At 59.6% G+C, this 26,873-nt stretch carries 21 protein-coding genes and 1 pseudogene; 21 read left to right on the top strand and 1 reads right to left on the bottom strand.

Annotated elements, in window-relative coordinates:
• Positions 1 to 778: 778 nt before the first annotated feature.
• On the bottom strand, positions 779 to 2,089 hold the full coding sequence (gene dctA / locus QA649_RS36960) for a C4-dicarboxylate transporter DctA (protein WP_283021456.1): 1,311 nt from the start codon (positions 2,087 to 2,089) through the stop codon (positions 779 to 781).
• Between the two features lie 1,168 nt (positions 2,090 to 3,257).
• On the opposite strand from dctA, the gene QA649_RS36955 reads away from it, so the two are divergent.
• From QA649_RS36955 to QA649_RS36855, 21 genes and pseudogenes are all read left to right on the top strand, one after another.
• On the top strand, positions 3,258 to 3,947 hold the full coding sequence (locus tag QA649_RS36955; protein WP_167406943.1) for a molybdenum ABC transporter permease: 690 nt from the start codon (positions 3,258 to 3,260) through the stop codon (positions 3,945 to 3,947).
• 78 nt (positions 3,948 to 4,025) lie between these two features.
• Positions 4,026 to 5,288: a serine hydrolase domain-containing protein gene (locus QA649_RS36950; protein WP_283021455.1), complete on the top strand. Its 1,263-nt coding sequence runs from the start codon at positions 4,026 to 4,028 to the stop codon at positions 5,286 to 5,288.
• A gap of 782 nt (positions 5,289 to 6,070) precedes the next feature.
• Positions 6,071 to 7,171, top strand: coding sequence for a hydrogenase small subunit (locus QA649_RS36945; RefSeq protein WP_157329712.1), 1,101 nt, complete (start codon positions 6,071 to 6,073; stop codon positions 7,169 to 7,171).
• A gap of 13 nt (positions 7,172 to 7,184) precedes the next feature.
• Positions 7,185 to 8,975 carry a nickel-dependent hydrogenase large subunit gene (locus QA649_RS36940; protein WP_283021454.1) on the top strand — a complete coding sequence of 597 codons (1,791 nt, stop codon included), beginning with the start codon at positions 7,185 to 7,187 and terminating at the stop codon, positions 8,973 to 8,975.
• 4 nt (positions 8,976 to 8,979) lie between these two features.
• Positions 8,980 to 9,677 (top strand): annotated as a pseudogene (gene cybH, locus QA649_RS36935) (Ni/Fe-hydrogenase, b-type cytochrome subunit); the annotation flags it as partial.
• A gap of 19 nt (positions 9,678 to 9,696) precedes the next feature.
• Positions 9,697 to 10,281 (top strand): HyaD/HybD family hydrogenase maturation endopeptidase, encoded by a 585-nt coding sequence (locus tag QA649_RS36930; protein WP_100233593.1) that lies wholly within the window; start codon positions 9,697 to 9,699, stop codon positions 10,279 to 10,281.
• A gap of 16 nt (positions 10,282 to 10,297) precedes the next feature.
• Entirely contained in the window at positions 10,298 to 10,588 is a 291-nt protein-coding gene (locus QA649_RS36925) for a HypC/HybG/HupF family hydrogenase formation chaperone (RefSeq protein WP_100233592.1), read from the top strand.
• 527 nt (positions 10,589 to 11,115) lie between these two features.
• Complete coding sequence (locus tag QA649_RS36920; RefSeq protein ID WP_167406933.1) at positions 11,116 to 11,979, top strand: hydrogenase expression/formation protein; 864 nt, start codon at positions 11,116 to 11,118, stop codon at positions 11,977 to 11,979.
• 100 nt (positions 11,980 to 12,079) lie between these two features.
• Positions 12,080 to 13,174 carry a hypothetical protein gene (locus tag QA649_RS36915; protein WP_283021453.1) on the top strand — a complete coding sequence of 365 codons (1,095 nt, stop codon included), beginning with the start codon at positions 12,080 to 12,082 and terminating at the stop codon, positions 13,172 to 13,174.
• The gene (gene hypA / locus QA649_RS36910) at positions 13,167 to 13,508 is read left to right on the top strand and encodes a hydrogenase maturation nickel metallochaperone HypA (RefSeq protein ID WP_100233590.1); all 342 of its coding nucleotides are present in this window, start codon (positions 13,167 to 13,169) and stop codon (positions 13,506 to 13,508) included. Before QA649_RS36915 ends, hypA begins: the two co-directional genes overlap by 8 nt.
• Positions 13,508 to 14,464 (top strand): hydrogenase nickel incorporation protein HypB, encoded by a 957-nt coding sequence (gene hypB, locus QA649_RS36905; RefSeq protein ID WP_283021452.1) that lies wholly within the window; start codon positions 13,508 to 13,510, stop codon positions 14,462 to 14,464. Before hypA ends, hypB begins: the two co-directional genes overlap by 1 nt.
• Positions 14,461 to 16,716 carry a carbamoyltransferase HypF gene (gene hypF / locus QA649_RS36900; protein WP_283021451.1) on the top strand — a complete coding sequence of 752 codons (2,256 nt, stop codon included), beginning with the start codon at positions 14,461 to 14,463 and terminating at the stop codon, positions 16,714 to 16,716. Before hypB ends, hypF begins: the two co-directional genes overlap by 4 nt.
• 1 nt (position 16,717) lies before the next feature.
• Positions 16,718 to 16,951, top strand: coding sequence for a HypC/HybG/HupF family hydrogenase formation chaperone (locus QA649_RS36895; protein WP_100233588.1), 234 nt, complete (start codon positions 16,718 to 16,720; stop codon positions 16,949 to 16,951).
• On the top strand, positions 16,948 to 18,090 hold the full coding sequence (gene hypD / locus QA649_RS36890; RefSeq protein WP_283021450.1) for a hydrogenase formation protein HypD: 1,143 nt from the start codon (positions 16,948 to 16,950) through the stop codon (positions 18,088 to 18,090). Before QA649_RS36895 ends, hypD begins: the two co-directional genes overlap by 4 nt.
• Entirely contained in the window at positions 18,087 to 19,133 is a 1,047-nt protein-coding gene (gene hypE / locus QA649_RS36885) for a hydrogenase expression/formation protein HypE (RefSeq protein WP_283021449.1), read from the top strand. The genes hypD and hypE overlap by 4 nt, the downstream gene beginning before the upstream one ends.
• Positions 19,134 to 19,532: 399 nt before the next feature.
• Positions 19,533 to 20,645 (top strand): alanine dehydrogenase, encoded by a 1,113-nt coding sequence (gene ald / locus QA649_RS36880; RefSeq protein ID WP_157329597.1) that lies wholly within the window; start codon positions 19,533 to 19,535, stop codon positions 20,643 to 20,645.
• Between the two features lie 747 nt (positions 20,646 to 21,392).
• Positions 21,393 to 21,587: a 4Fe-4S binding protein gene (locus QA649_RS36875; protein WP_091956552.1), complete on the top strand. Its 195-nt coding sequence runs from the start codon at positions 21,393 to 21,395 to the stop codon at positions 21,585 to 21,587.
• 190 nt (positions 21,588 to 21,777) lie between these two features.
• On the top strand, positions 21,778 to 23,274 hold the full coding sequence (gene sufB / locus QA649_RS36870; protein WP_283021448.1) for a Fe-S cluster assembly protein SufB: 1,497 nt from the start codon (positions 21,778 to 21,780) through the stop codon (positions 23,272 to 23,274).
• A 64-nt stretch (positions 23,275 to 23,338) separates the two neighbouring features.
• Entirely contained in the window at positions 23,339 to 24,091 is a 753-nt protein-coding gene (gene sufC / locus QA649_RS36865; RefSeq protein ID WP_283021447.1) for a Fe-S cluster assembly ATPase SufC, read from the top strand.
• Between the two features lie 17 nt (positions 24,092 to 24,108).
• A complete protein-coding gene (gene sufD, locus QA649_RS36860) occupies positions 24,109 to 25,431 on the top strand; it encodes a Fe-S cluster assembly protein SufD (RefSeq protein ID WP_283021446.1) in 1,323 nt (440 codons plus the stop codon).
• Positions 25,428 to 26,675 carry a cysteine desulfurase gene (locus QA649_RS36855; RefSeq protein ID WP_283021445.1) on the top strand — a complete coding sequence of 416 codons (1,248 nt, stop codon included), beginning with the start codon at positions 25,428 to 25,430 and terminating at the stop codon, positions 26,673 to 26,675. The genes sufD and QA649_RS36855 overlap by 4 nt, the downstream gene beginning before the upstream one ends.
• The last annotated feature ends 198 nt before the right edge of the window (positions 26,676 to 26,873 follow it).

Genomic DNA, 26,873 nt, shown 5'->3' with positions numbered 1-26,873 from the left:
CAGCGGCTGCAGTTCAGTCGAGACGTTGAGCAGGAGCAATCGGGCGCCCCTCGCCGAACCGGAAAGAACAAAGACAAGCTGCCGGACCACTCATCTCGCCGGTGCGATCGGTCATGCGGAAAGAAAGCGCAATGGTGATGTGCCGAGATATGAAGGCGAAGTTACGCGAAGCTTTGTATGTCCTAGGGCCATCACGCCGCGGTGCGGGGGACTTTTCTCCGGGTCGTTGGCCGGAATCGAGCGCGCGCAGCGACGCCGAACCGACACTAGCCGTCTGCGGGTCGCCACGGCTCTGCGAGGTGCCATCTAATCCGTGCTGATCACACACCATCTGATCTAATGCGGCAGCGCGGACCGTAACAAGGGATGATGTGTTGTGTGCAAGATCGCTACCACTCGTTGGTCGGACGAGGCAAGCGCAGTGACCGCGCACATGCGATTGTAGGCAAAGCAACACCTAGTTCGTCAGGCTGGACACGTTCTGTCACAGTCCTATTATCTTGCACGGCAAATGTCGCAGAAGCGTTCAGATGGCCGCAAGCTTGACGGTGAAGACGCCCTTGAAAATGACTGTTAAAAAAAAGCGACTCTTTTGCTCGGCGGGCCCTTCTCAGGGCGGCTGCCGGGGGCGAGGCGGGGCAAGGGCTGGCGCACTGGAGATAGCGCGTGAAAGTTCCGGCTCGTGTCAAGTCAGCTGTCTCGGTTCGAACTACGAGAAATGTCGCTGCGCTCGCATTCGACGCGTCTTTGAATGGCGGCGGTTAGATCCGAGACTATCTCATCGTGTGTCGATAGTGGTGGAAACGTTGGGCTGGTTGAGCCGAGCTTGCAGCGTCGCGTGCTCGAGCTCGTCCTCCCACCAGGACACGAACACGGCGGCGATGCCATTGCCGGTGATGTTAGTAAGGGCGCGCACCTCGCTCATGAACTTGTCGATCGAAAATACGATTGCCATACCCGGCACCAGCGCTGGGTTGACCACCGACAACGTCGCAGCGAGCGTGATGAAGCCCGCGCCGGTGACGCCGCTTGCTCCCTTCGACGTTAGCATCGCCACGAGCAGGATCGTGAGCTGCTGGCCAAAGGTGAGATCGACCCCGAGTGCCTGGGCAATGAACAATGTCGCAAGTGTCATATAGATATTGGTGCCGTCGAGGTTGAAGGAGTAGCCAGTTGGCACCACCAGGCCGACCACGGGCTTGGAGCAGCCCAGCCGTTCCAGCTTCTCCATTAATTGCGGCAGCGCGCTTTCAGAGGACGATGTGCCGAGCACGATCAGAATCTCGTCCTTGATATAGACGATGAACTTGAAGATTGAAAAGCCGACGAGGCGCGCGATCAAACCGAGCACCACCACGACAAATAACGCCGCCGTCGCGTAAAACAGCGCGATCAGACCGATCAAATTGCCGAGTGCTGCCGGCCCGAACTTGCCGATAGTGAAGGCCATGGCCGCGAAGGCGCCGATCGGAGCCGCTTTCATGATGATAGCGATCACGCCGAACACCGCGTGCGCGACGTCGTCAATCATGCCTCGCAGCCGCTCCCCACGGTTTCCCAACGCCATCAGCGAAAAGCCGAATAGGATCGCGAACAGGAGAACCTGCAGAACATCGCCGCGGGCGAAGGCGCCGACCACGGTATCGGGAATGATGTTGAGAAAGAAATCGACGGTCTTCGAGGCTTCCGCCTGCTTGACGTAATTGGCGACCGCCGCAGCATCCGGCTTGACCGCAAGGCCATGACCGATTTGGACCAGATTGCCCATAAGAAGGCCCAACACCAAGGCAAAGCTGGAGACGATCTCGAAATAGACCAGCGCCTTGACGCCGACGCGCCCGACTTTCTTCGCATCCTGAATATGCGCAATACCAGATGTGACGGTGCAGAAAATAATCGGCGCGATCACCATCTTGATAAGCTTGATAAACCCGTCACCGAGCGCCTTGACCCAGTCGTTGGTCGCGACAGACGGCCATAGGCTGCCGACCATGGCGCCAATCAAGATCGCGATCAGCACCTGCACGTAGAGAATCTTATACCAAGCTTGCGACGCGCGTGCGGGCGCCGCAGTTGCCATGGTGGTCATGACGCTTCCTTCCCGAATATACTCGAATGTGAGCCGCCGCGTCATTGAGAGACGACAGCGTCATACGAGACTCATCATTTTTAGCCGTTTCCGATTGAAGACGGTTCCGAGAGCCGGTGGCGTCGTTCCAAAGGCAGGCGTTTAGTTGCGTTATCCTTTGTCGTTAAGCAAGATATGCACCAGTTGCCCAAAGTGCGCCCGATTAAGCAGTCTCGGACAAACCGTCTGTCTCCGGGCGGCATCGGTCTGAGTGCTTGGCTCGCGTTCGCGTGGAACAAAAAGTTGCAGCGAGACGCGTAATTGGTCAGCTGAGCGCATTAGCGGAGTCCCGTCTCGGGATGGTAGCCGGCGCGTGATCGATATGCGCCAACTGCTGAGATGGATGCAACAGTAGAGGACATTGGTAAAATTGATAGTTTGGATTGTACTCATCCACGCGATGGAAGCCTGGTTTGGGAGCTCGATTGCGCGGCGTAATTTTGAATCGATGCACGGCCTTGTCGCTGGCGGCAAAGCTCGTTCGTGCACGAGGCATTTGTCTCTAGGCCTGTGCCAACGACGCATTAGGCAGGTTGATCGAGAGGCGGCCTTCGCTCTCGGCCCGTCAGCGCCTTTTGCCGCGTCGCAGAAGCGGCGTCACGATGATTACTCAGCTAGATCGTTCGCGCTCTGCCAAAGGGCAGGCTTCCTGCGATCCTTTCCACTACCGGCCCGGCGAGTGCGCCGTTTGAGCCACCGACAAATCACATAGGCATCTCTGGTGGCGTCAAATTCTGCCGCTCCGTTGCGAGGCCGTCGCTGTCTACTCGGCAACAGAGATGCCAGAAATCTGACATAGCGTTAGGTTCACGCCACAGCGACGTCGAGGTCTGTGCGAATTTCCCCCATCTTGCGCATAGCGCGTCCCGCAGTTCGGCCGCGGCATAGGAATTGCTGATTTCAAACGAGGAGGTGCCGCGGTCTGGATGGAAGCGGCCCTGTCACAGGAGTTGCCGATGAGGCTTGCGACGCTGCTCTTGCTCGTAAAAACGACGCGCGTGAATGTGGCGGCCGCCATGAAGTGCGGCGCGACAAAAAGGGGATCCGCGTCACATACCTGGGCGAGCTGGACGTGCAGGCGATCACCGGGCCGGTAAGACGACCTGCTTTCACTCTTGGGCTGACGCACATGGATGTATTTTCGGCAGAGATTGCGCAATCCGTTGCGCTCACGATTGAGCTCGCCAGCGTAACGACCGTGATCCTCCTCTTGATTGGTGTGCCCCTCGCTTGGTGGCTAGCGCGCTCAAAGACGCTTTTGAGCGAGGCGGTGACGACGATGATCGCCCTGCCGCTAGTGCTACCGCCGACGGCTCTCGGCTTTTGCTTACTCGTGTTGCTCGGCCCAAACGGACCGGGTGGCGTTCTCGCCTCTTTGTGGGGCGAGCGCACGCTCGCTTTTACCTTCGCGGGAATCGTGATCGGATCGGTCCTCTCGGCGCTGCCGTTGGTGGTGCAGCCGATCCGTAACGCCTTTGTTGCGATAGGAGGTCGCCAGTTGGAAACTACGGGGCGCGTTTCGTCGTTGTGCGCCCTCATTACCATCAGGGGGCCGCTGGCGCGATTGGAGTTTGTTAAAGCCGCCGTGGTTGGCTTTTCTCATACGATCGGCACATTCGGAGTCGTGATGATGATCGGCGGCAACATCCCTGGGCGCACGAAGGTTTTGTCAGCCTACGTCGTAGACTACGTCCAAGCATCGCGCTGGCGCGAGGCGAGTGTGGTTGCCGGCGGTATGGTGATGTTCGCCTTTGTGGCAATCTTCACCTTAGCCCTCATAGACAGACACTGTGCCAGGAGAGGCAACGAACCGTCTTAGGTTCGCCGGCTGGACATATCCGATCACGACCGAGCAGTAGTATTGCAAGCCGGATCCATCAATCTTTGCGAGGCTACAATGAACAAGCTTGTTATGGCCGCTGCGGTTGCTGGAATTGGCTTCAATTCAGTGCACCCCGCGCCTCTGCCCGAAGCGACGGCCCAGGACCTCGGCTTTTCTCAGCAGCGCCTCGCCAAGCTCGACGAGTTCTTCGCTCGCGAAATCGCTAGTAAACGCGTGCCGGGTGCGGTGGTTGCAATCGCCAGGGACGGCAAGCTGATTCACTACAAGGCGTATGGGCAACTCGATCCTGCAAAAGGAACGTCGATGCGGCTCGACGCGATGTTCGGGCTTGCGTCTATGACCAAGCCGATGGTGGCCGTTGCGGGACTTATCCTCATGGAGCAAGGTCGCCTGCCTCTACGGGCCAGGCTTACGGATTATTACCCGGAATTCGCAAACATGAAGGTGGGAGTGCCACAGCATGTCGGCTCATTGGAATTTCAAACGCAGAGTTCTCCGATCTACATCCACGATCTCTATCGCCACACATCCGGGCTCACCTACGGTGTGCCCCCTGACAGCTCAGACCAAGTGGCGCGGCTCTATCCCGATTTCGCCGCTCCGCCACTAAGGGGCGATAAGCAGGCGTTCATCGAAACCATTACCAAGCTGCCGCTGGCGCACCAACCGGGTACGGAATTCGAGTACGGCTTCTCGACCGATGTGCTGGGAGCTGTCGTGGAACAGGTCAGCGAACAGCGATTGGGCGACTATCTTGCCAGCAATCTGTGGAAGCCCATCGAGATGCAGGATGCCACTTTCCATTTGTCTGAATCGCAACGCGAACGCCTCGCACGTCCATTTCCAGCCGACCCGCTTACGGGAAAGCCACAAGACATCGAGCTCCTCGAAAGTTCGACGAAGTTTGACTGCGGGGGAGCCTGCGCATTTGCGACAGTCGGTGACTACGTGCGCTTTGGACAAATGCTGCTCAACGGCGGGGAGCTCGATGGGCAGCGCATTCTCGGTCCGAAGACGGTGCGCCACATGATTTCCGACCACCTCGGGGCAGAGATCAAAAATAAGGTCGCCAATGTGGAGGCGCACCGTGCCGGTTTCGGCTTCGGGCTCGGAGTAGCTGTACGTATAAACGAGGGTCTCTCGGCGGTTCCGGGTAATCCAGGTGAGTTCACTTGGACTGGCGCCTACGGCACACAATTTTTCTGCGACCCAAAGGAGCGTCTCGTCGTGGTGGTCGGAACGGCAGCACCCGGAGAAATCCGGAAGTATTACCGCGAACAAGTCCAATATATCGTCTATGCTGCAATAATCCGATAATCCGCTTCTGGCCGAAAGGCTCGGCCAACCGTTTTGGGTGGTCGGCAGACGTGCTGCTACGCATCGATGTCGACTGAAGTCGGCGCCGTTACCTGATATCCGCGTTTGGCGCGGGTCGCGCCAGTGCTTCAAGAACGAGATTGCCTCCGCTATCGCGAAGAAGCGATGCGCCAAGACGATCGCGAATTGCTATCGATCGGCTCGCGCGACGAGCGCTCGTGATAGCTCTCCAGGCTCTCGCTTACATCCTGCAGCGATGCCGTGCGGCGCGGCACTTTGAATCAAAGGCAGATTGGATCGATCAGACCTAAAAAGCGACGGCGGTGTGCGCACCGCGGCTCGCCTTCGTCGCTCGACAGGCGCTTTGGTACAGACTGCTTGCGCGGTTGCGACTATGAGCGGATTAACGCCCCATTGGCCAGCAATCGTCAAGTCTGACTAAGACTGGAGGGCAGTCCAGTGCCCGTCAACTGCACCAATTCCATTGAACGACCGGCGCGACGCGTGAGTGTCGCGGTCGTGCAAACGCGAGCAAGACGTAGTCGCCGTGCAGTAGTGAACCATCGTGCTGCTCTGTTGAAGTGCTCACATGGACGTCCAAAACCGGACACCATTGGCATGACACACCAATCGCGCAGCTTGTGGTTCGCTGGCTGCTTTCGACAGTCCGCAGATCTCGAAGCGGTGACATGGTATCTGTCAAATGTTTCGCTTCGGTGGCTTGGTTCTTGCTGAACGTCAGTAATTCGCTATGGCCGACGACAACTCACATGGAACGCTTGATGGGTGGCGCAACGGAAACGTTCTACAGCGTGATCAGACGTCAGGGTATGACGCGCCGTAGTTTCCACAAATTCTGCAGTTTGACTGCCGCGAGCTTGGGACTTGGTCCGCTCGCCGCAAGCAGTATTGCCAACGCCCTGGAGACCAAACCGCGTTTGCCGGTTATTTGGCTGCACGGGCTCGAGTGTACCTGCTGCTCGGAAAGCTTTATCCGCTCGGCCCATCCCTTGATCAAGGACGCGCTGCTGTCGATGATTTCACTCGACTATGACGATACGATCATGGCGGCGGCGGGACACCAGGCCGAAGCCATCTTGGAGGAAACTCGTGCCAAGTACAGAGGCAGGTATGTGCTCGCCGTCGAAGGCAATCCACCGCTGAACGAGGGTGGCATGTTCTGCATTGACGGCGGCAAGCCGTTCGTTGAAAAGCTCAGGTCCATGGCGGAAGAGTCCATGGCGATCATCGCTTGGGGCACGTGTGCGTCTTGGGGATGCGTGCAAGCGGCCAAGCCCAATCCAACTGGCGCGGCCCCGATCGATAAGGTGATCACCAACAAGCCGATCATCAAAGTGCCCGGGTGCCCGCCTATCGCAGAGGTCATGAGTGGCCTCGTGACTTTCATCACCACGTTCGGAAAGCTTCCGGAGCTCGATCGCCAAGGGCGCCCAAGTATGTTCTATTCCGAGCGCATTCACGACAAGTGCTATCGGCGTTCCCATTTCGACGCTGGCCAATTCGTCGAGGAGTGGGACGATAAGTATGCACGCAAGGGTTATTGCCTGTACAAGATGGGCTGCAAGGGACCAACCACCTACAATGCCTGTTCGGCCCTTCGGTGGAACGGCGGCGTTTCATTTCCGATTCAATCCGGCCACGGCTGCTTTGGCTGCTCCGAAGACGGCTTCTGGGATAAGGGGTCATTTTACGACCGACTCACAACCATCAAGCAGTTCGGGATCGAGGAGAACGCCGACCAGATCGGCCTGGCCGCTGCCGGCGTAGTTGGGCTAACCGTCGCTGCCCATGCAGCGGTCACCGCCGTGAAGCGGTTGACCCACAAGCCGGATCGCGCAGCCCACAAAAGCAAACCGAGTTGAGGAGGGGGCGACGGTGGCCGTCCAGACACCGAATGGGTTCAATCTTGATCGTTCAGGCAGGCGAATCGTCATCGATCCGCTGACGCGGATCGAAGGCCACCTGCGTGTCGAAGCCAATGTCGATTCCGACAATGTGATCCGCAATGCGGTCTCAAGCGGGACGATGTGGCGTGGCATCGAAGTCATCCTGCGCGGGCGCGATCCTCGCGACGCCTGGGCGTTCACCGAGCGGATTTGCGGGGTCTGCACCGGCACCCATGCGCTCACCTCCGTGCGCGCGGTTGAAAATGCACTAGGAATTGCGATTCCGGAGAATGCCAATTCGATCCGCAACATCATGCAGCTGTGCCTGCTCGTGCATGATCACCTCGTACATTTCTATCACCTGCACGCGCTGGATTGGGTCGACGTGGTCTCCGCGCTCAAGGCCGATCCGAAGTCCACCTCGGCGCTCGCGCAGTCTATCTCGCCCTGGCCGCTGTCGTCCCCTGGCTATTTTAAGGATTTGCAGATCCGGCTCACCAAATTCTTCGGATCAGGACAACTCGGTCCGTTCAAGAATGGCTATTGGGGGCATCCGGCCTACAAGCTGCCACCGGAAGCGAACCTGATGGCTGTAGCGCATTATCTGGAAGCGCTGGACTTCCAGAAGGAGATCGTCAAGATCCAAGCTATCTATGGTGGTAAGAACCCGCATCCGAACTGGCTGGTCGGTGGCGTGCCCTGCGCGATCAACATCGACGGACCCGGTGCGGTGGGTGCGATCAATATGGAGCGACTGAACATCGTGGCCTCGATCATCGAGCGCTCGATCGAGTTTGTCGAGCAGGTCTACCTGCCCGACATTGCCGCGATCTGCTCGTTCTACAAGGACTGGCTCCATGGCGGCGGACTTTCAAGCAAGAGCGTGATGTCCTATGGCGACATCCCCGAAAACGCAAATGACTGTTCCGCCAAAAGTTTCAAGCTGCCGCGCGGGGTCATTCTTGGTGGCAATCTCAAGGAGATACTGCCGATCGACCATGGTGATCCCGAGCAGATCCAGGAATTCGTCGCGCATTCATGGTACAAATACCCGAGCGATTGCTGCGGGCTGCATCCCTGGGACGGTATCACCGAGCCGCATTTTGAACTTGGGCCAAAACTCAAAGGCAGCAAGACAGATATTAAGGAACTCGACGAAGGCGGCAAGTATTCCTGGATCAAAGCGCCGCGCTGGCGCGGCCACGCCATGGAGGTCGGGCCGTTGGCGCGTTACATCATCGGTTATGCGCAAGGCAAAGCCGAGTTCAAGGAGCCGGCCGAGAGACTGCTCAAGGGGCTCAATCTTCCCCTGACTGCGCTGTTCTCGACGCTTGGCCGTACTGCGGCGCGGGCGCTCGAATGCCAGTGGGCGGCGCATCAGATGCGTTATTTCCAGGATAAGCTGGTAATCCACATCAAGGCAGGCAATACGGCAACTGCCGATGTGAGCAGGTGGAAGCCGGAAAGCTGGCACAAGGAGGCCAAGGGCTACGGGTTCAGTGAGGCCCCGCGCGGTGCGCTTGGGCACTGGATCAAGATCAAGGGCGCCAAGATCGACAATTATCAATGTGTCGTGCCGACGACGTGGAACGGATCTCCTCGCGATCCCAAGGGCAATATTGGCGCTTTCGAAGCCTCCCTGATCGGTACGCCGATGGTCGATCCGCAGCGGCCTCTGGAGATCTTGCGCACGATCCATTCCTTTGATCCGTGCTTGGCTTGCTCGACCCACGTGATGAGTCCTGACGGCCAGGAAGTGGCCTCAATCAATGTTCGGTAACGACATTGGGGACAGAGCTCGGAAGCTCTTTGCCGCCGTCGATGCGAAACCCACTGAATGGAGCATCGGCATTGCCATCAGTTACGCGCCGGTGCGACTGTGGCATTGGGTTAATGCGGCGGCCATACTGATGCTGAGTTTAACCGGCTATGTCATTGGAACCGGGACACCGGCGATGTCGGGAGAGGCAAGCGGCAATTTCCTGTTCGGCTATATCCGCTTTGCTCATTTCTCGGCGGGATATGTGCTCAGTATCGGCTTTCTTCTGCGGATCTACTGGGCTTTAATCGGAAACGCGCATGCCATGCAGATCTTTTGGGTGCCGCTCTGGCGCAAGTGCTTATGGCGAGAGGTGTACCACGAGATTCGCTGGTATGCGTTCCTTACAGTTGAGCCCGAGAGGCCCGTCGGGCGCAACCGTCTTGCTCAGCTCGCGATGTTCTTCATGTTTACGCAGACGATCACGTTCATGGTCGTCACAGGCTTTGCACTTTATGGGCAAGGTGCCGATACTGACAGCTGGCAGTACAAGCTGTTCGGCTGGGTATTTTCAATTTGGCCGAACAGTCAGGACGTCCATACCTGGCATCATCTCGGCCTGTGGGTGATCGTGACCTTTGCGCTGGTCCATATCTACGCGGTGGTCCGGGAAGACTCATGGCGCGCCGGAGCATCTCTTTGATATCGGGTGAGCGCGGTTTCGCGATTGACTGGGAAGCAGATGCTGAATCCGAAAGACAAGAAAAGGATCCTGGTGCTCGGCATCGGCAATATCCTGTGGGCCGACGAGGGATTCGGCGTGCGGGTGGTCGAGGAGTTTCATCGCCGCTACGCCACCGATGACAACGTAACCGTCCTCGATGGCGGCACACAGGGGCTCTACCTCGTCAGTTTTCTTGAGCAGTCCGATTGCCTGATCGTGTTCGATGCCATCGATTATGGATTGCTGCCCGGGCAGTTGAAGCTTGTGCGAGATGACGAAGTGCCAAAATTTACCGCCGCCAAGAAGGTGAGCCTGCATCAGACCGGCTTTCAGGAGGTCTTGAGTGCGGCCGACCTGCTTGGCCGCCGCCCGCGAGAGCTCGCTCTCATCGGCTGTCAGCCGCTGGACCTGGAGCACTGGGGCGGTCCGCTGACCACCCCGGTACGCCTTCAGATTGCGCCTGCGATTGAACTGGCTTGCAAACTCCTGGCGCAGTGGGACTCGCCGGCAAAGCCGCGGACCGCGCCGCTGCCTGCATCAGAACGGCTGTTGGCGAACAATATCGACCATGCAAACTATGAGATCGGGGCGCGGCCGATCTAGCGGCCCGAGACTGACCATGTGCCTTGGCTTGCCAATGACGATTGTCGAGACCGACGGCATCACGGCGCTGTGCGAGTATGGCAATGAACGGCGGCGCGTCTCGATCTTGCTGCTCTCCGACGCCTCGGCCGGCGCCAAGGTGCTCGTTCATATCGACAGCGCGGTGCGGCTTTTGACCGAAAATGAAGCGAGGCTGATCTCGGAAGCACTTCACGGGCTTGAGGCCAGCCTCAACGGCCAGGACTGCGATCGCTTCTTTGCCGACTTGATCGGTCATGAGCCGCAATTGCCGGAGCACCTACGCTAGCAGCTCCCCTCGCCGGTTGCGCCGACCAGGCTTGCTCACGAATCGCATCCCGTCGCACGTAACCTTGCATCGAAATGTCAGGTTTCGAGCCGTTGCTTCGAGCGCGGGTCGCGGCCAGACCGTGATTGGCATACGCCTTGCTAGCAGAACCGAACATTTTCAGGAAGGCGTGTGATGAAATTGCAGCCGTCGAAACATGGTCTTGCGCGGCCCGCTTGGTACGACGTGGAGGGCGTCAGCGTCGATGCGCGCCTGGTCGTGCACGCTCCCGTGAGAACGGCCGTGATGCAGCTGCCGGCGGCCGATCCCCTATATTTGCTCCGGATCATCCACGTCGCACTCCTACTTCCTAAGATGGTCAAGGCGTTTCGGCGGCGCCTGCAAGGTGCAGTGCCTGCGCGCGGCGTAGGTGGCGAACTGGTTGGGTGGCTCGGCCGCGTCCCGGTACCGATGGTTCGGCCACACGCCGGCAACGCTTGTGTCGGCAAGTGCATTGCCTCTCGATGCAGCCAACGGAACATCGCATCATGAAAACGGCGATCCGCGTTGTATCCGCCGACGCCGACGGGACGGCGAGTGACCTCGCTACGGGCTTTCGAAGTCTCGATGTATTCTATAGCGGGTTGACGAGCGCGAGTGCGCTCGCCAAGCGCGCTTGGCGCGAGGGCGACGAGCTTGCAAGGAACTACCCAAATGCCATGGCGCTGCTATCGAATGCCGCTGCTGCTGTTGGCAGCCAGAGAAGCTGCGCTCGGACACAACTGTACGGACTCGGGAATCTCAGCGATCCCGAGCGCAAGCTGATTGGCGAAGTGCTCGGAGAAGGTGAGGTCGCCGGCGTGGTTGCGCTGCCAGATGGCTCTTTCGCGCAAATCCGGGAGTCTGCGCTTGCGGGAATCTGGCGCGTGCGCATCGGGAGCGAGCCGGCGCACGAATATCTTGAGGTCGGAGCGATCCCGCAGATTGTCTTCCGCGCCGCAACTGACCTGACGTCCGCCGATCTTGCGATTGGCGCGGCGCCGGATGGCGCGATGAACGTGCAACCGGTGCTCGCCGAAATACGCGAGCGGGCGCGCGTCTGGCGCTTTGGGATGCGCACGCATGTCATCAATCTCACCTTGCTGCCGATGAGCGTTGTCGACCTGACATTCCTGCAGCAAAGCGTGGGCAATGGCCCGGTCCAACTCATCTTCCGTGGCTACGGCTCGTGCCGAGTGCAGGCGACCGGGATCAGGAACGTCTGGTCGGTGCAGTTCTTCAGTTCTACGGACAACATCATCCTTGATACGCTGGAGGTCGGCGGCGTGCCGATTGTTGCGTTGGCTGCCGACGAAGATTTCCAGGACTCGGCCGAGCGCATGCAGGAAATCATTAAGGCGTATTTCACATGAAGACCTTGGAGAATGTTCGGTGTCGGGTGGGACCCCCTAGACGGCGCGGACGCAGCGACCGCCGGCATACCTCGCGCAGGAAGTTGGTGGAGCGGTGCTCATGAGCCTCGCTGCCCTAAACAAAATCGATGTCACCGTATCGCTAGCTGCCGACGTAGTCGCCGCGATCGAGATCCAGCCGCGAGTCCGGCCGCCGCTGGCGCGACTGTTTGCTGGCAAACAAGTCTCGTTGCTGCTCGAGGTGCTGCCGCGGCTCTTTGCGTTGTGTGCCGCTGCGCAGCAAATTGCACTGCTGTCCGCGATCGAGACGGCGCGCGACCAAGTGGCCACCCGCACAACAGAACAGCATCGTATTGCGCTTATCGTAATCGAGCGCATCGCGGATTTGCTTCGGGGCCTGTTTGTCGGACATGTTGCGCAAGACATCGCCAGTGCGGCGGCAATCCGCGTTCTTATGCGGAGAATGTCAGCCCTTCTCGGCAGCGCCCAGCCAGCCTGGGGCTCCGCTCAATGCGAAGAAACAGCGCGGATCGTGGCTGCGCTGAACGCTCTCGGCATGTCGAATGAGCGGGACGCGGTGAGGTCCGGTAGCCCATTGGCGCTTCGCATTGCAGCGCTTGATGAGATCGACCTGAAGTCAATTCCGGCGGGGCACTCGTTCCTGTCCGTTGCTGACGACCTCAACATTATTAAACGGCTGCTCGTGGATGGCGCGACATTTTGCTATTGTCCGGATCTTGACGGACATGTGCCCGAGACGGGCCCATGGGCGCGCCGAGTGACGCGTGATCGGCTCTCGCCGAGCCCCACCGGTGCGGCCGAGCGGCTGAGGGCCAGAATTGCTGAAGCGCTCCGGTTATGTGCGTGGCTCAAGGCCGGTGCTCAGATTGACTCGGCGGAGCATGGGATTATCGAAAGATATAAGTTAGGGCCCGGCCGTGCCGCGGCCGCGGTCGAATGCGCCAGGGGGCGTCTCTACCACGCGGTTGAGCTTGATCCTCAGGGCCGGATATCCCGCTTCGAATTCCTTGCGCCGACGGAGTGGAATTTCCACCCGCGCGGACCGCTTGTCCGCAGCCTGCAGGGCGCGGTGCTGACGGCTAGACGGCGTCGGGATGCAGTCGATGCGGTGATTGCATCGCTGGATCCGTGCGTCGGGTTCACTCTCAATTTTCGCGAAGTTGGCGATGCATGAAGTGGCGATTTGTCTTGGCATCATTCAAATCGTCGAGGAGGAGGTGCGTCACCGATCGTTTTCGCGGGTGCGGAGTGTCTGTCTAGAGGTCGGAGCGCTGAGTCATGCCGCGCCGGAAGCGATCAGGTTCTGCTTTGCTGTCGTCGCGACGCGGACTGTTGCCGAGAGTGCAGTCCTTAATATCGTCGAACTGCCAGGTGCTGCCTGGTGCATGAGCTGTTCGAAGAGCGTCGAGATTGCGCGACGCGGTGAATGCTGTCCTTGCTGCGGCAGCTATCAGTTGCAGGTAACCGCGGGCGAACAGATGCGCGTGAAAGAGCTGGAGATCGATTGATGTGTACCGTTTGCGGCTGCACCGAAGAGACGCCATCGACCAAACGCGCCAAAGCGCATGATGCGGAGAGCCATCAGCGATACGATGCCCACGTGCTGGACGATTGCGATCGCCATCGTGCCTATCCGCATGGCGACCAAGGCCCGCAGCGTTCAAACCATGCAGGCGATAGTCATAGTCGCCATCCCTCTGCCCATCACCAGGCTCATGGTGGGCAGGCGCTTCTGAGTGGCGGCGCTGGCCCGGCTGGCTTGAAGGTCGCGGGCAAGAGCAGAGAGCGGGTCATTCAGATCGGGCGCGATATTCTTGGCAAGAATAATGGAATTGCGGCGGACAACCGCGCGCTCTTTGTCGCCGAGGACCTGCTTGTACTTAATCTTTTGTCCAGTCCCGGTGCAGGTAAAACGACGCTGCTAGTCCGCGGTGTGTCTGAGCTCAAGCGTAGCCGGCCGGTCGGGGTCATCGAAGGCGACCAGCAAACCTCGAACGATGCCGAACGCATTCGGGCCGCCGGCGTGCCAGCCATTCAAGTCAACACCGGCAAGGGTTGCCATCTCGACGCTGCGATGATTGCCGAGGCTTATCGTCGCTTGCCGCTGCTCACGGGGGGTATTCTCTTCATCGAGAACGTCGGTAATCTGATCTGTCCCGCAGCCTTCGACCTTGGCGAGGCTTGCAAGATTGTAGTGCTGTCGATTACCGAAGGTGAAGACAAGCCGCTCAAATATCCTGATGTGTTTGCCGCTTCTTCGCTCATGGTGATTAACAAGATTGATCTGGCCCCGCTGCTTGATTTCGATTTGGGAAAGGCGATCGAATACGCGAGACGAGTCAATCCCAAGATCGACGTGCTTGTAGTGTCGGCGCGTACGGGCGAGGGTTTTGGCGCGCTGTACGCCTGGATCGATAGACAGGCGGGGCAGCAGAGGCGCGCCCTAGAGGACACGAGGCGATGAGAGCCCTAACCACCTGCGACCGAACGCGGCTGCGCGTGCGCGTGAGTGGGGCCGTGCAAGGGGTTGGCTTTCGTCCTTACGTCTATGGACTCGCCACGCGCTACGGATTGGCGGGGTTCGTCATCAATGGCCCCGAGGGCGTTACGATCGAAGTCGAGGGCCACCGGACGTCGGAGTTTGTCGCCACGTTGCCGCTCGAGGCGCCTCCATTGGCACGCATCGACCACATCTGTGTTCGGGAAACTGCGGGGCTCGGGGCGAAAGGCTTTTTGATCGGCACGAGCGAAGGCGGCAAATTGTCAACGCAGATCGTTGCTGATGCTGCTGTCTGCCGGCAATGCCTCAGCGAGCTGTTCGATCCACAAAATCGGCACTACCATTACCCCTTCATCAGTTGCTGCCATTGCGGCCCACGCTACACCATCGCCGAACGGCTTCCGTACGACCGCCGCAACACCGTGATGGGGGCTTTTAAGCTGTGCGCCGCCTGCGCGGCCGAATATGCCGATCCGGCGAGCCGCAGGTTTCATGCGGAGGCGATCGCGTGTCCGACATGCGGGCCTCGGCTCAGCCATGGGATCAGCGCCATTGTCGCGGCTATCGCGGCGGGAGAAATAGTGGCGATAAAGGGGCTGGGGGGATACCAGCTTCTTTGCGATGCGCGTAACCAGGACGCCGTGCAGCGTTTGCGCAGGAGAAAGCAGCGCCTTCAGAAGCCGTTCGCGGTTATGGTAGATTCCATAGAGCGCGTCAGCGCCATCGCGGAGGCTAACGCGCCCGAGCTTGCGCTGCTCGAATCCGTAGCACGTCCCATCGTCCTTCTTCCTTCGCGCAACAATTTGGCGCCCGCCATAGCTCCTGGCTTATCGCGAGTGGGTGTCATGCTGCCTGTAGCGCCGCTGCATCACCTCATCCTTCATGCGCTTCGCTCGGCAGAAGCATATGCGGGCACCGGCCCGGTCATCGTCGCCACCAGTGCCAATCTTTGCGGCGAACCGCTCCTGATCGACAACGCGCAGGCGCTGCGGCGGCTGGAGAGGATCTCCGATCTTATCGTGACCCATGATCGCGATATAGTGACGCATGCTGATGATTCCGTGGTGTCGGTGGTGGCTGGCCGGCCGCAATTCATTCGTCGTGCCCGCGGCTATGTTCCCGAACCGATCAGGCTTGCGAAGTCGGTGCCGTCCGTGCTCGCCGTCGGCGGCGCACTGAAATCGACCGTCACCATCACGCGGGACAACGAAGCGTTCGTCTCCCAGCATATTGGCGATCTGGATACGGCCGAAGGCATCCGCGCGTTCGAGGAGACGATCCGACACCTTACATCGAGCCTTGATGTAGAGCCTGTCGCCATCGCCCATGATCTGCATCCTGATATGGCTTCTACCCGGTTTGCGGAAGCAAATGGCCGCGCGCTGGTCGCTGTCCAGCATCACCACGCACACGCCGCCGCAGTGATTGCCGAGCATGGCCATGCGGGACCTGCGCTTGCCCTGGTGCTCGATGGCCATGGCCTTGGCTCCGGGGGAGGAAACTGGGGTGGCGAGCTATTGTTGTGCGAAGGGACGGGGTGCCGACGCATCGGGCACTTAGCGCCCCTGCAAATGCCTGGTGGAGATCGTGCAGCCCGCGAGCCGTGGCGCATGGCCAGCGCAGTATTACACGCGCTCGGCCGGGGTAACGAAATCGGGCCGCGCTTTGCGTCGCAACGGCAGGCTGGATGTGTGTCGGCCTTGCTCGAACAGCCGGGCGGGGCCACCACGACCAGTGCGGGCCGGTTGTTCGACGCCGCAGCGGCGCTGCTGGGGATTGCGAGTTTGCAGAGCTATGAGGGCGAAGCGGCGATGAAGCTCGAGGCGCTTGTGCGGCGGACTGCGGTTCTCGAAGCCGGCTGGACGATCGATGGCGGCGTGCTGTCGCTTCGTCCGCTGTTTGCGCGGTTGATTGCAGATGACATTGACCCGGTGGGCGGAGCCGGGCTGTTTCATGGCACCTTCGCCGCTGCCTGCGTTGACTGGGTCACGCGGTCTTCGCGGACAACGGGCGTTAATACCGTCGTTCTGAGCGGCGGCTGCTTTCTGAACGCGGCGCTGGCGGATGAAATCCCGCGCGGTTGCAGCGCGGCCGGCCTTACCCCGCTCGTGCCACGGCGGGTGCCGCCCAATGATGGCGGTTTGAGCCTTGGCCAGGCCTGGATTGCTGCTCTGCAGATATCTCAACAGTCGTCCGTCAGGGGAGGATCAACCTGAGATGTGTCTTTCGGTTCCGGCAAAGATTGCGAAGATTCTTCCCAACGACATGGCCATAGTGTCCATCGATGGCATCAGCCTGGAGATATCGATTGCTCTCGTCGACGAGCTCGAGGTCGGCGATTGCGTCCTTGTCCATGTTGGCTATGCGCTGGCCAAGATCGATCCGACGGAAGCCGAGCGCACGCTGGAGCTGCTGCAGGAGCTAGGCAGCGCAGGGGAACGTCGATCATGAAATATGCCGACGAATTTCGCGACAAGGCCATCGCGCAGGGAATTGCGCGTGCGATTGGCGCCGAGGTTAGTTCGCAAAGAGCCTATCGGTTCATGGAATTCTGCGGCGGGCACACTCATGCGATCTCCCGATATGGCCTGGAGGATCTGCTGCCCGCGAACGTCCGCATGATCCACGGGCCCGGTTGTCCGGTCTGCGTTCTGCCCGCCAGTCGAATCGATATGGCGATCCGGCTTGTCGACCGACCAGAGGTCACTCTGTGCGTCTACGGCGACCTGATGCGCGCGCCTGGGTCGCAAGGACAGTCCCTGTTGCGAGCTAAAGCGCTCGGCGCAGACATTCGGATGATCTACTCGACGCTCGACGCTATCCGGCTCGCCGAACAGGCGCCGAGCCGCGAGGTGGTCTTCTTTGCCATCGGATTTGAGACCACGACGCCCCCGACGGCGGTGATGATCCGAATTGCCGAGAAGAAGCGGCTGAAGGGCCTCAGCGTGTTCTGCAACCACGTGCTTACACCCTCTGCGATGCACAGCATTCTCGAGAACCCCAAAATCCGCGACACCGGCGGGGTTCCAATTGACGGCTTCATCGGGCCTGCACATGTCAGCACCATTATCGGTACGCAGCCTTACGAGCCCCTGGCGGAACAATTTGGCAAGCCGATCGTGATCGCGGGATTTGAACCGCTCGATGTGATGCAGGCGATTCTGATGCTGGTGCGGCAGGTGAACGAAGATCGCTACCAGGTGGAGAACCAATACAGTCGTGCGGTGACACGTGAAGGAAATCGGCGCGCCAAGGACGAGGTATCGCAGATATTCGAACTGCGCGAGCAGTTTGAATGGCGTGGGCTCGGACTCGTACCCAACAGCGGAATGAAGCTGAAACCGGCTTACGCGCAATTCGACGCGGAGGCGCGTTTTGCGATCCACGACCTGCGTGTCGCAGACAATCCGGCGTGCGAGTGCTGCGCGATCCTGCGTGGCGCCAAGCGGCCGGTCGAGTGTAAGCTGTTTGGAACCGTCTGCACGCCGGAAACTCCCATAGGGTCCTGCATGGTATCATCGGAAGGCGCTTGTGCGGCGTATTGGACCTATGGCCGAGTTCGCGATGAACAGTTGAGGCGGACGTCATGAGCGTAAAGGGCTATCAACGCAAGCTCGACCTCGAGAACGGACGAGTTGATCTTTCCCACGGATCCGGGGGCCGTGCCATGGCACAGCTGATCTCCGGCCTTTTCCACCAAGCCTTTGGTAATGAATGGCTCGCCCGCTGCAATGATCAGTCGGCGTTTGACGTTGCGGCAGGCAGGATGGTGATGACGACCGACGGCTATGTGGTCTCGCCGCTGTTCTTTCCGGGCGGCAATATCGGGTCACTGGCTGTGCACGGCACGATCAATGATGTCGCGATGTCCGGCGCTCGTCCCCTCTATCTGTCGGCCAGTTTTATCATCGAGGAGGGCTTCCCGTTTTCTGATCTGAAGGCGATCGCGGATTCCATGGGCGCGGCAGCGCGCAGTGCCGGCGTTTACATCATTGCCGGAGACACCAAGGTCGTCGAGCGCGGCAAGGCGGATGGTCTGTTCATCTCTACGACCGGGATCGGGATTGTGGCCGATGGGCTCGATCTCTCCGCCGACAAGGCAATGGTCGGGGACCGTGTGCTGGTCTCCGGTAGCCTCGGCGATCATGGAGTGGCGGTCATGTCAAAACGCCAGAATGTCGCTTTTCAAACCGAGGTCGTCTCGGATTCCGCAGCGTTGCATAAGCTCGTAGCGGTCATGGTTGCCGCCGGCGGTAGCGGCATCCGGGTAATGCGCGACCCCACGCGCGGTGGGCTTGCCGCAACCCTCAACGAGATTGCGCATCAATCCGAACTCGGGTTCCGTCTGCAGGAAGCATCCATTCCGGTGAAGCCGGCGGTTGCGGCTACCTGCGAACTCCTTGGACTCGATCCCATCCATGTCGCCAACGAAGGCAAGCTCGTTGCGATCGTCGCGCCTGATTTCGCCGATGCCGTGCTTGCAGCCATGAAGGCGCACCCGCTCGGGTCCGACGCAGCTGATATTGGCGAAGCGGTGGCTGACAATCGGAAATTCGTGCAGATGGCGACCAGCTTCGGCGGTCGACGAATCGTCGACTGGTTGTGGGGCGAACAATTGCCCCGGATCTGTTAACACGCCGCGCATCGTCCAGCTTTTTGCAAACCGAGCTTATGATCAATGGTCGTGAGCCATCACCCATCACCTTCCATTACTCATTAGCTCTGAAACGATCTCTTTAGATGGGCAATCTGTCCAACCGGCAGACTGCGACTTCGCTCTTTAGGCGCGCTGAATATCGGTTGTTAGCTTTTCCACGAGCCGAGAACGCAATTCGAAACGATTTATCGCCATCGCGCAGTTTCGATGGCTAAGCTCAGCGAGCATGGTCACACGATCCGCTCGGTACCCGTGGGTTTGAAATCCTGCGAAGCTTGACAAATATCGTTGAATTTCTGCGCCGTTTTGATGGCTGCGTCGCAATATCGCTGCGTGCTTCCGATTAGAAAGGCCCTCTAGGCAGGGAGTTTTCAAATGAAGGTCGGAGTCCCCAAGGAAATCAAGGCGCATGAATATCGCGTGGGCCTTACCCCGGGAGCTGTCCGCGAATACGTGGCAGCAGGCCACCGCGTGATGATCGAGACCAATGCCGGCGCTGGCATTGGTGCAACCGATGACGATTATCGCATTGTTGGCGGAACGATTCTACCTTCCGCGGCTGAGGTATTCGCATCGAGCGAGATGATCGTAAAGGTTAAGGAACCTCAGCCGTCCGAGTGGTGTCAGCTGCGGGAAAATCAGATTCTGTTCACTTATCTGCATCTGGCCCCCGACCCGGATCAGGCCAAGGGCCTCCTGAAATCTGGATGCACTGCGATCGCCTACGAGACCGTAACTGATCCGCATGGTGGTCTTCCGCTGCTGGCGCCCATGAGCGAGGTCGCGGGTAGGCTTGCGATCGAAGCGGCGGGCAGCGCCCTGAAGCGGAGTGCAGGAGGACGAGGGCTGTTGATCGGTGGGGTGCCCGGTGTTCAGCCTGCCCGAATCGTGGTGATCGGAGGTGGCGTCGTTGGTACACACGCGGCACGCATGGCGGTTGGTCTGGGCGCAGAGGTGACCATCATCGACCGTTCGATACTCCGGCTCCGCGAGTTGGACGAGCTATTCGAAGGACGCGCTCGCACCAGATTTTCGACTATCGACTCTGTGGAGGAAGAGGTATTTGCGGCGGATGTGGTGATTGGTGCGGTGCTCGTTCCAGGTGCGAGCGCGCCGAAGCTGGTCCGCCGGAGCATGCTGAGCTCGATGCGCAAGAGGGCGGTGCTCGTGGACGTCGCTATCGATCAGGGCGGCTGCTTTGAGACATCGCACCCAACCACGCACGCTGATCCTACTTACGAGGTGGATGGCATCATTCATTATTGCGTGGCCAATATGCCCGGGGCCGTGCCGCTGACCTCGAGCCAGGCCTTGAACAACGCGACGCTGCCGTTTGGTTTGGCTCTGGCCAACAAGGGCTTTTCCGCCGTCCTCGAAAATCCGCATTTGCGCGCAGGCCTCAACGTCCATCGGGGCCGGCTAACTTACGAAGCGGTGGCCGAAAGCCTCGGGCTCCCCTTCTCACCGATCGATCAGGCTGCAGCCTGATCCCAGAGGCCCTATGGGCGTTTCCTCCCTGACTTAGGCCACCCTTCGGGGTGGCTTTTTTTCGGCTCCATCGATCTGCTGACCGGCGCCGGCATGCGTTTCGAACTTGTAGCGAAGCGGAGGATCACCAGACGGACGCCTGGCTTCGTCCCCGCACGACGACAGGCAATGTACTTTCGGTCCATACAGCGCATATGAATGCAGGTTTTGCCAGGTAATCCAAGGCAATTGAGAATGCGTCCTGCGGTCCGCTGCGGGGCCCGCGATCACCGAACCTACTTTGTCTGGCCCGATCGCCGCGTTTCTGATTGTCTGGGGAGAGGCCAACTGGGCCGGTGATGACTGCACAGGTTACCGTGGTGCTGTCGCCGAAGTCGCCGCTGCCCGGTGAGTGAAACCATCAAGATGCGGCTCGGGGTCGACCTGACACACCGGCGGAGAAGCTTTTTTGAAGTCGCGCGGCGCATCCATCATCGCCGCGGCACAGCGGCCTTAGAAAGGATCGCAGATCGTTCCCGAGGCTGGCGAACGCGGTTAACCTGATCGCTGACTGCCGTGAGAGCGACCCTGCGCAAACCACGGATCGAGCTCAAGCTACTGTCATGCGCGGTGTAGGATTTGCGACACCGTGTCGAGACGGCGACTTGCGTTCTCGAAAATAGCCCAGACAAAATCAAGTTAAACTGTCTGGCACAAGACTTGAACGCCAGAGACCGTCCCGCAACTTTGGCTCATGGAATCGCAGTGATGGCCTACAAGATAATCGCATCCCAGTGCACCGTCTGCGGTGCATGTGAGTTCGAATGTCCCAATGCCGCGATCAACCTGAAGAACGACATATATGTGATCAATCCGACCCAGTGTACTCAATGTGAGGGGCACTTTGACGCGCCACAATGCGCCGTCGTTTGCCCGGTGCCCGATACGTGCGTGCCGGCATAGGTGGAGTGGCCGATGAGAGAAGCTCGGGCGCGAACATGATGAAAACGCGATCGACAGCCGCCTTTTGGATCTGTCTTCTGTTTCTCTCACTCGCTGGCCCGGAGTCGGCGGCAACTTGCGCGATCGGGTCAGATAGATTGCGGCGGAATCCTCGCCAGCGGGAGTTGTCGTTGCGCGAGTGGAGCGGGCAATGGTAGCCGTACAAGAGACGGTCGAGCGCGTGAAGCGCATCGACGTCGACCAGTATCGTTATGGGTTTGAGACCCTGATCGACTCCGAGAAGGCCCCGAAGGGGATCTCGGAAGCGATCGTAAAATTCATCTCGCAGAAGAAGAACGAACCCGCCTGGATGCTCCAGTGGCGGCTTGAGGCCTATCGGCGCTGGCTGACCATGACCGAGCCGACATGGGCCCGCGTCGACTATCCCAAGATCGACTTCCAGGACCTCTATTACTACGCAGCGCCGAAGCCGAAGAAGTCGGTCTCGTCCCTGGACGAGGTCGACCCGGAGATCCTGAAGACCTACGAGAAGCTCGGCATCCCCTTGCGGGAAGTTGCCATGCTCGAAGGCGTCGAGCCCAAGGTGGGCGAGGAAGATCCGGCGCGCCGCAAGATCGCGGTCGATGCGGTGTTCGACTCGGTCTCGGTTGCGACCACCTTCAAGGCCGAGCTGAAGAAGGCCGGCGTGATCTTCATGCCGATCTCGGAGGCGATCCGCGAGCACCCTGAGCTGGTGCAGAAATATCTGGGCTCGGTGGTTCCGACCTCGGACAATTTCTACGCGACGCTGAACTCGGCGGTGTTCTCCGACGGCTCGTTCGTCTACGTGCCGCCGGGCGTGCGCTGCCCGATGGAGCTGTCGACCTATTTCCGTATCAATGAACGCAACACCGGCCAGTTCGAGCGCACGCTGATCATCGCCGACAAGGGCTCCTACGTCTCCTATCTCGAAGGCTGCACCGCGCCGCAGCGCGACGAGAACCAGCTGCACGCGGCCGTGGTCGAGCTCGTCGCGCATGACGATGCCGAGATCAAGTACTCGACGGTGCAGAACTGGTATCCCGGCAATTCGGAAGGCAAGGGCGGCATCTACAATTTCGTCACCAAGCGTGGCGACTGCCGCGGTAACAATTCCAAGATCTCCTGGACCCAGGTCGAGACCGGTTCGGCGATCACCTGGAAGTATCCGAGCTGCATTCTTCGCGGCGACAACTCGCGCGGTGAGTTCTACTCGATCGCGATCTCGAACGGCTTCCAGCAGGTCGACTCGGGCACCAAGATGATCCATCTCGGCAAGAACACGTCGAGCCGCATCATCTCCAAGGGCATCGCCGCCGGCAAGTCGCAGAACACCTATCGCGGTCTCGTCACCGCGCACCGGAAAGCGACCGGCGCGCGCAACTTCACCGCCTGCGACTCGTTGCTGATCGGCGACAAATGCGGCGCGCACACCGTGCCGTATATCGAGGCCAAGAACTCCTCCGCGACGTTCGAGCACGAGGCGACGACCTCGAAGATCTCCGAGGACGTGCTGTTCTACTGCATCCAGCGCGGCCTCAGCCAGGAAGAGGCTGTCGGCCTGGTCGTCAACGGCTTCGTCAAACAAGTTCTGCAAAAACTGCCGATGGAGTTCGCAGTGGAGGCCCAGAAGCTAATCTCGATCTCGCTCGACGGATCTGTCGGATAACCAAACCTCCCGCGAGCCCCCTCGAAGGCGGCTCGCCGGACGACATTTCAGGGATCAGACCAGAATGGCGCTACTCGAAATCCGAGATTTGCATGTTGGTGTCGAAGACCGCGAAGTTATTCGCGGCCTCGATCTTAACGTAAATTTGGGTGAGGTGCACGCGATCATGGGGCCGAACGGCTCCGGCAAGTCGACGCTCTCGCATGTTATCGCCGGCAAGCCCGGTTATGAGATCACCGGTGGACAAATCCTGTTCAGGGGCGAGAACCTGTTGCGGATGGAGCCAAATGAACGCGCCGCCAAGGGCGTGTTCCTGGCATTCCAGTATCCGGTCCAGATCCCTGGCGTGACCACCATGAACTTCCTGCGGGCGGCACTGAACGCCCAGCGCAAGGCGCGGGATCAACAGGAATTCTCCACCCCCGAATTTCTGAAAAGAATCCGCGAGGTGGCCGGTTCGCTCAACATTCCCCAGGACATGCTCAAGCGCGGCGTCAATGTCGGCTTCTCCGGCGGCGAGAAGAAGCGTAACGAAATTTTGCAGATGGCGTTGTTCGAGCCGGGTCTGTGCATCCTTGATGAGATCGATTCCGGCCTCGACATCGACGCGCTGCGTATCGTCGCCAGCGGCATCAACACCTTGCGTTCGCCGGAACGAGCGATGATCGTGATCACGCACTATCGGCGGCTTCTCGACCATATCATGCCGGACGTTGTGCACGTGATGTCGAAAGGGCGGATCATGAAGAACGCCGGCAAGGAACTCGCGCTGGAGCTCGAGGCTTCTGGCTACGCCCAATTCGAAGACGCGGCCTGACGGCTCTAGGGACTCCGATGAAGCAGGTTTTGCCCAAAGCCGACCCCGAACGCGCAATTGGCAATGTTTTCGCTGCGGCGCGTGGACGGCTGCCTGGTGCAGGCCTTGTCCCCCAAATCCGGGCGAGCGCATTTGAGGTCTACGAGCGTACCGGCCTTCCGCATCGGGGCATGGAGGACTGGAAATACACAGATCTGCGCGCCCTGATCGGCGGGGTGCTGCCACTCGCTCCGCGACCGGATACGGAGGCGCTGGTGCGCGCAAAGGTGTCGGCCGAGCGAGTATCGGTCGATCAGGCGGTCAAACTGGTTTTGGTGGATGGTATATTCGCGCCGGAGCTATCCGATCTCGGCAGGCTGAAAAATCAAGTTGTTGTGCGGTCGCTGCGAGAGGTTCTGGAGAATTCGGCCCCTGGCGACATGGCAGGTCTGCTGCTGTCGACGACGAGCGATTCCGCTATCTCGCTAAACGCCGCAATGGCGACAGATGGCCTGGTGATTACGGTCGTCGACGGCAACGCGGTGAAGCGTCCAATTCAAATCGTTCACGTCGCAACCGGAGTGTCGGTGTCCACCTTTACACGCTCGTATCTACAGCTTGGTAAAGGAGCGCATGCGGCCATCGTGGAAAGTTTCGTCTCGGCTGAACGCGCGAGCGGCTATCAAGCCAACGATGCGATAATCGCCCTGGTTGGTAACGAGGCGAGCCTTTCGCATATCCGCGTCGCAGCCGCTGCCTCTGACGCCGTGAATATCTCGTCTGCGATCATCGCAGTCGGCGCCAGGGCTAAGCTCGACCTCTTCAGCATGACCTGCGGCGGCTCCATCAGCCGCTATCAGGGATTCATCAAGCTGGCTGGCGAGGGAACCAAGGTCTCGGCGAATGGCGTTAATCTCATCAGGGACGAGCTTCACGCCGACACAACGATGGTGGTAGACCACGCCGTGCCACATTGCATCAGTCGGGAGAAGTTCCGCGCGGTCATCGACGATTGCGGCCGCTCGGTATTTCAGGGCCGAATTGTCGTTCGTCCCGCCGCCCGGAAGACAGATGCCAACCTGACGACGCGGGCGTTGCTCCTATCCGACCAGGCCGAGGCCGACAGCAAGCCGGAACTTGAAATCTTGGCTGACGACGTGACCTGCGGCCACGGAGCGACATCGGGTGCGCTGGACAACAGTCTTGTATTCTATCTGCGCGCTCGGGGGCTATCCGAGAAGGATGCGAAAATGTTGCTGATTAAAGCCTTCGTTGGCCAGTCGATTGAGGAGATCACTTCTGAGAATCTGCGCGATTTTGTGACAGCTCAAGCTGAACACTGGCTGCAGGCGGGGCGATGAGCGCACATCCCGCCGTGAGCAATGGCGGTTACGACGTCAACCGTCTACGTACGGACTTTCCTGCGCTCGCCATGACGGTGTACGGCAAGCCGCTTGTTTACCTTGATAACGCTGCATCCGCGCAAAAGCCCAACGCGGTGCTTGACCGTATGATGCAAGTGTACTCCAGCGAATACGCCAACGTTCATCGCGGCTTGCACTACCTCGCTAACGCGGCGACCGAGGCGTATGAAGGCGCCCGTACCAAGGTGGCGCAGTTTGTGAACGCGCGTTCAAACGAAGAGATCATCTTCACTCGGAGCGCCACGGAAGCAATCAATCTGGTCGCCCAGACTTTTGGGCGTGAACGCATTACCCCGGGTGATGAGATCGTTCTCTCGATTATGGAACACCACTCCAACATTGTGCCATGGCACCTTCTCAGGGAACGACTCGGTGCAGTGATCAAATGGGCGCCAGTGGATGATGAGGGCAACTTCTTGCTCGATGATTTTGAGCGGCTGCTGACCCCGCGCACCAAGATGGTTGCAATCACACAAATGTCGAACGTGCTCGGCACGGTATTGCCGGTGAAAGAGGTGGTGAGGATCGCGCATGCTCGTGGTATCCCGGTGCTGGTCGACGGCTCGCAAGCTTGCGTCCACCTGAGCGCCGACGTCTGCGACATGGATTGCGATTTCTACGTCATGACGGGCCACAAACTCTATGGTCCGACGGGGATCGGTGTGCTTTACGGCAAGTCTGAGCATTTGGCATCGATGCCGCCTTTCAATGGCGGCGGGGAGATGATCCGCGAGGTCTCGCGTTCCGGCGTCATTTATGGTGATCCGCCACACCGGTTCGAAGCGGGTACGCCGCCGATCGTCGAAGCCATCGGTTTAGGGGCGGCTATCGATTACATCAATTCAATAGGCAAGGTGCAGATCCGCAGGCACGAGAGCGTACTGCTCGCTTACACCCAGGAGAGGCTGGCGGAGATCAATTTCATGCGCATGATCGGGACCCCGGCCGACAGGGGACCGATCATTTCCTTTGATATGAAGGGAGCGCATGCGCATGATGTTGCCACCATCATCGACCGCGCCGGTGTTGCGGTGCGGGCGGGAACCCATTGTGCGATGCCGCTGCTTGAGCGCTTCGGCGTGCTGGCAACGTGCCGTACGTCCCTCGGACTTTACAATACACGCGAAGAGATCGATGTGCTCGTGCGTGCGCTAATCAAGGCGCGGCAGCTGTTCTCGTGATTCGGCGAGCCAACGCTGGATGAGGTCATGCACCTCATCGCATCGCAGCAGGTAAGCACCTGTCGGTCGCGGCAAGCATAGATAGCATTGGCAGGCCTGTTTGGGCCAACCGCTCTTGCGGCCGGTCTTCCTGTGCAGGGCCTTCGGCGAGCGCGATCGCAGAGTACTGCGATCGCGGACACGCTCGAGAATTGGGCG

Source organism: Bradyrhizobium sp. CB1717 (genome assembly GCF_029714325.1).
Taxonomy (GTDB): Bacteria; Pseudomonadota; Alphaproteobacteria; order Rhizobiales; family Xanthobacteraceae; genus Bradyrhizobium.
This window is presented reverse-complemented; position numbering and strand designations above follow the sequence as displayed.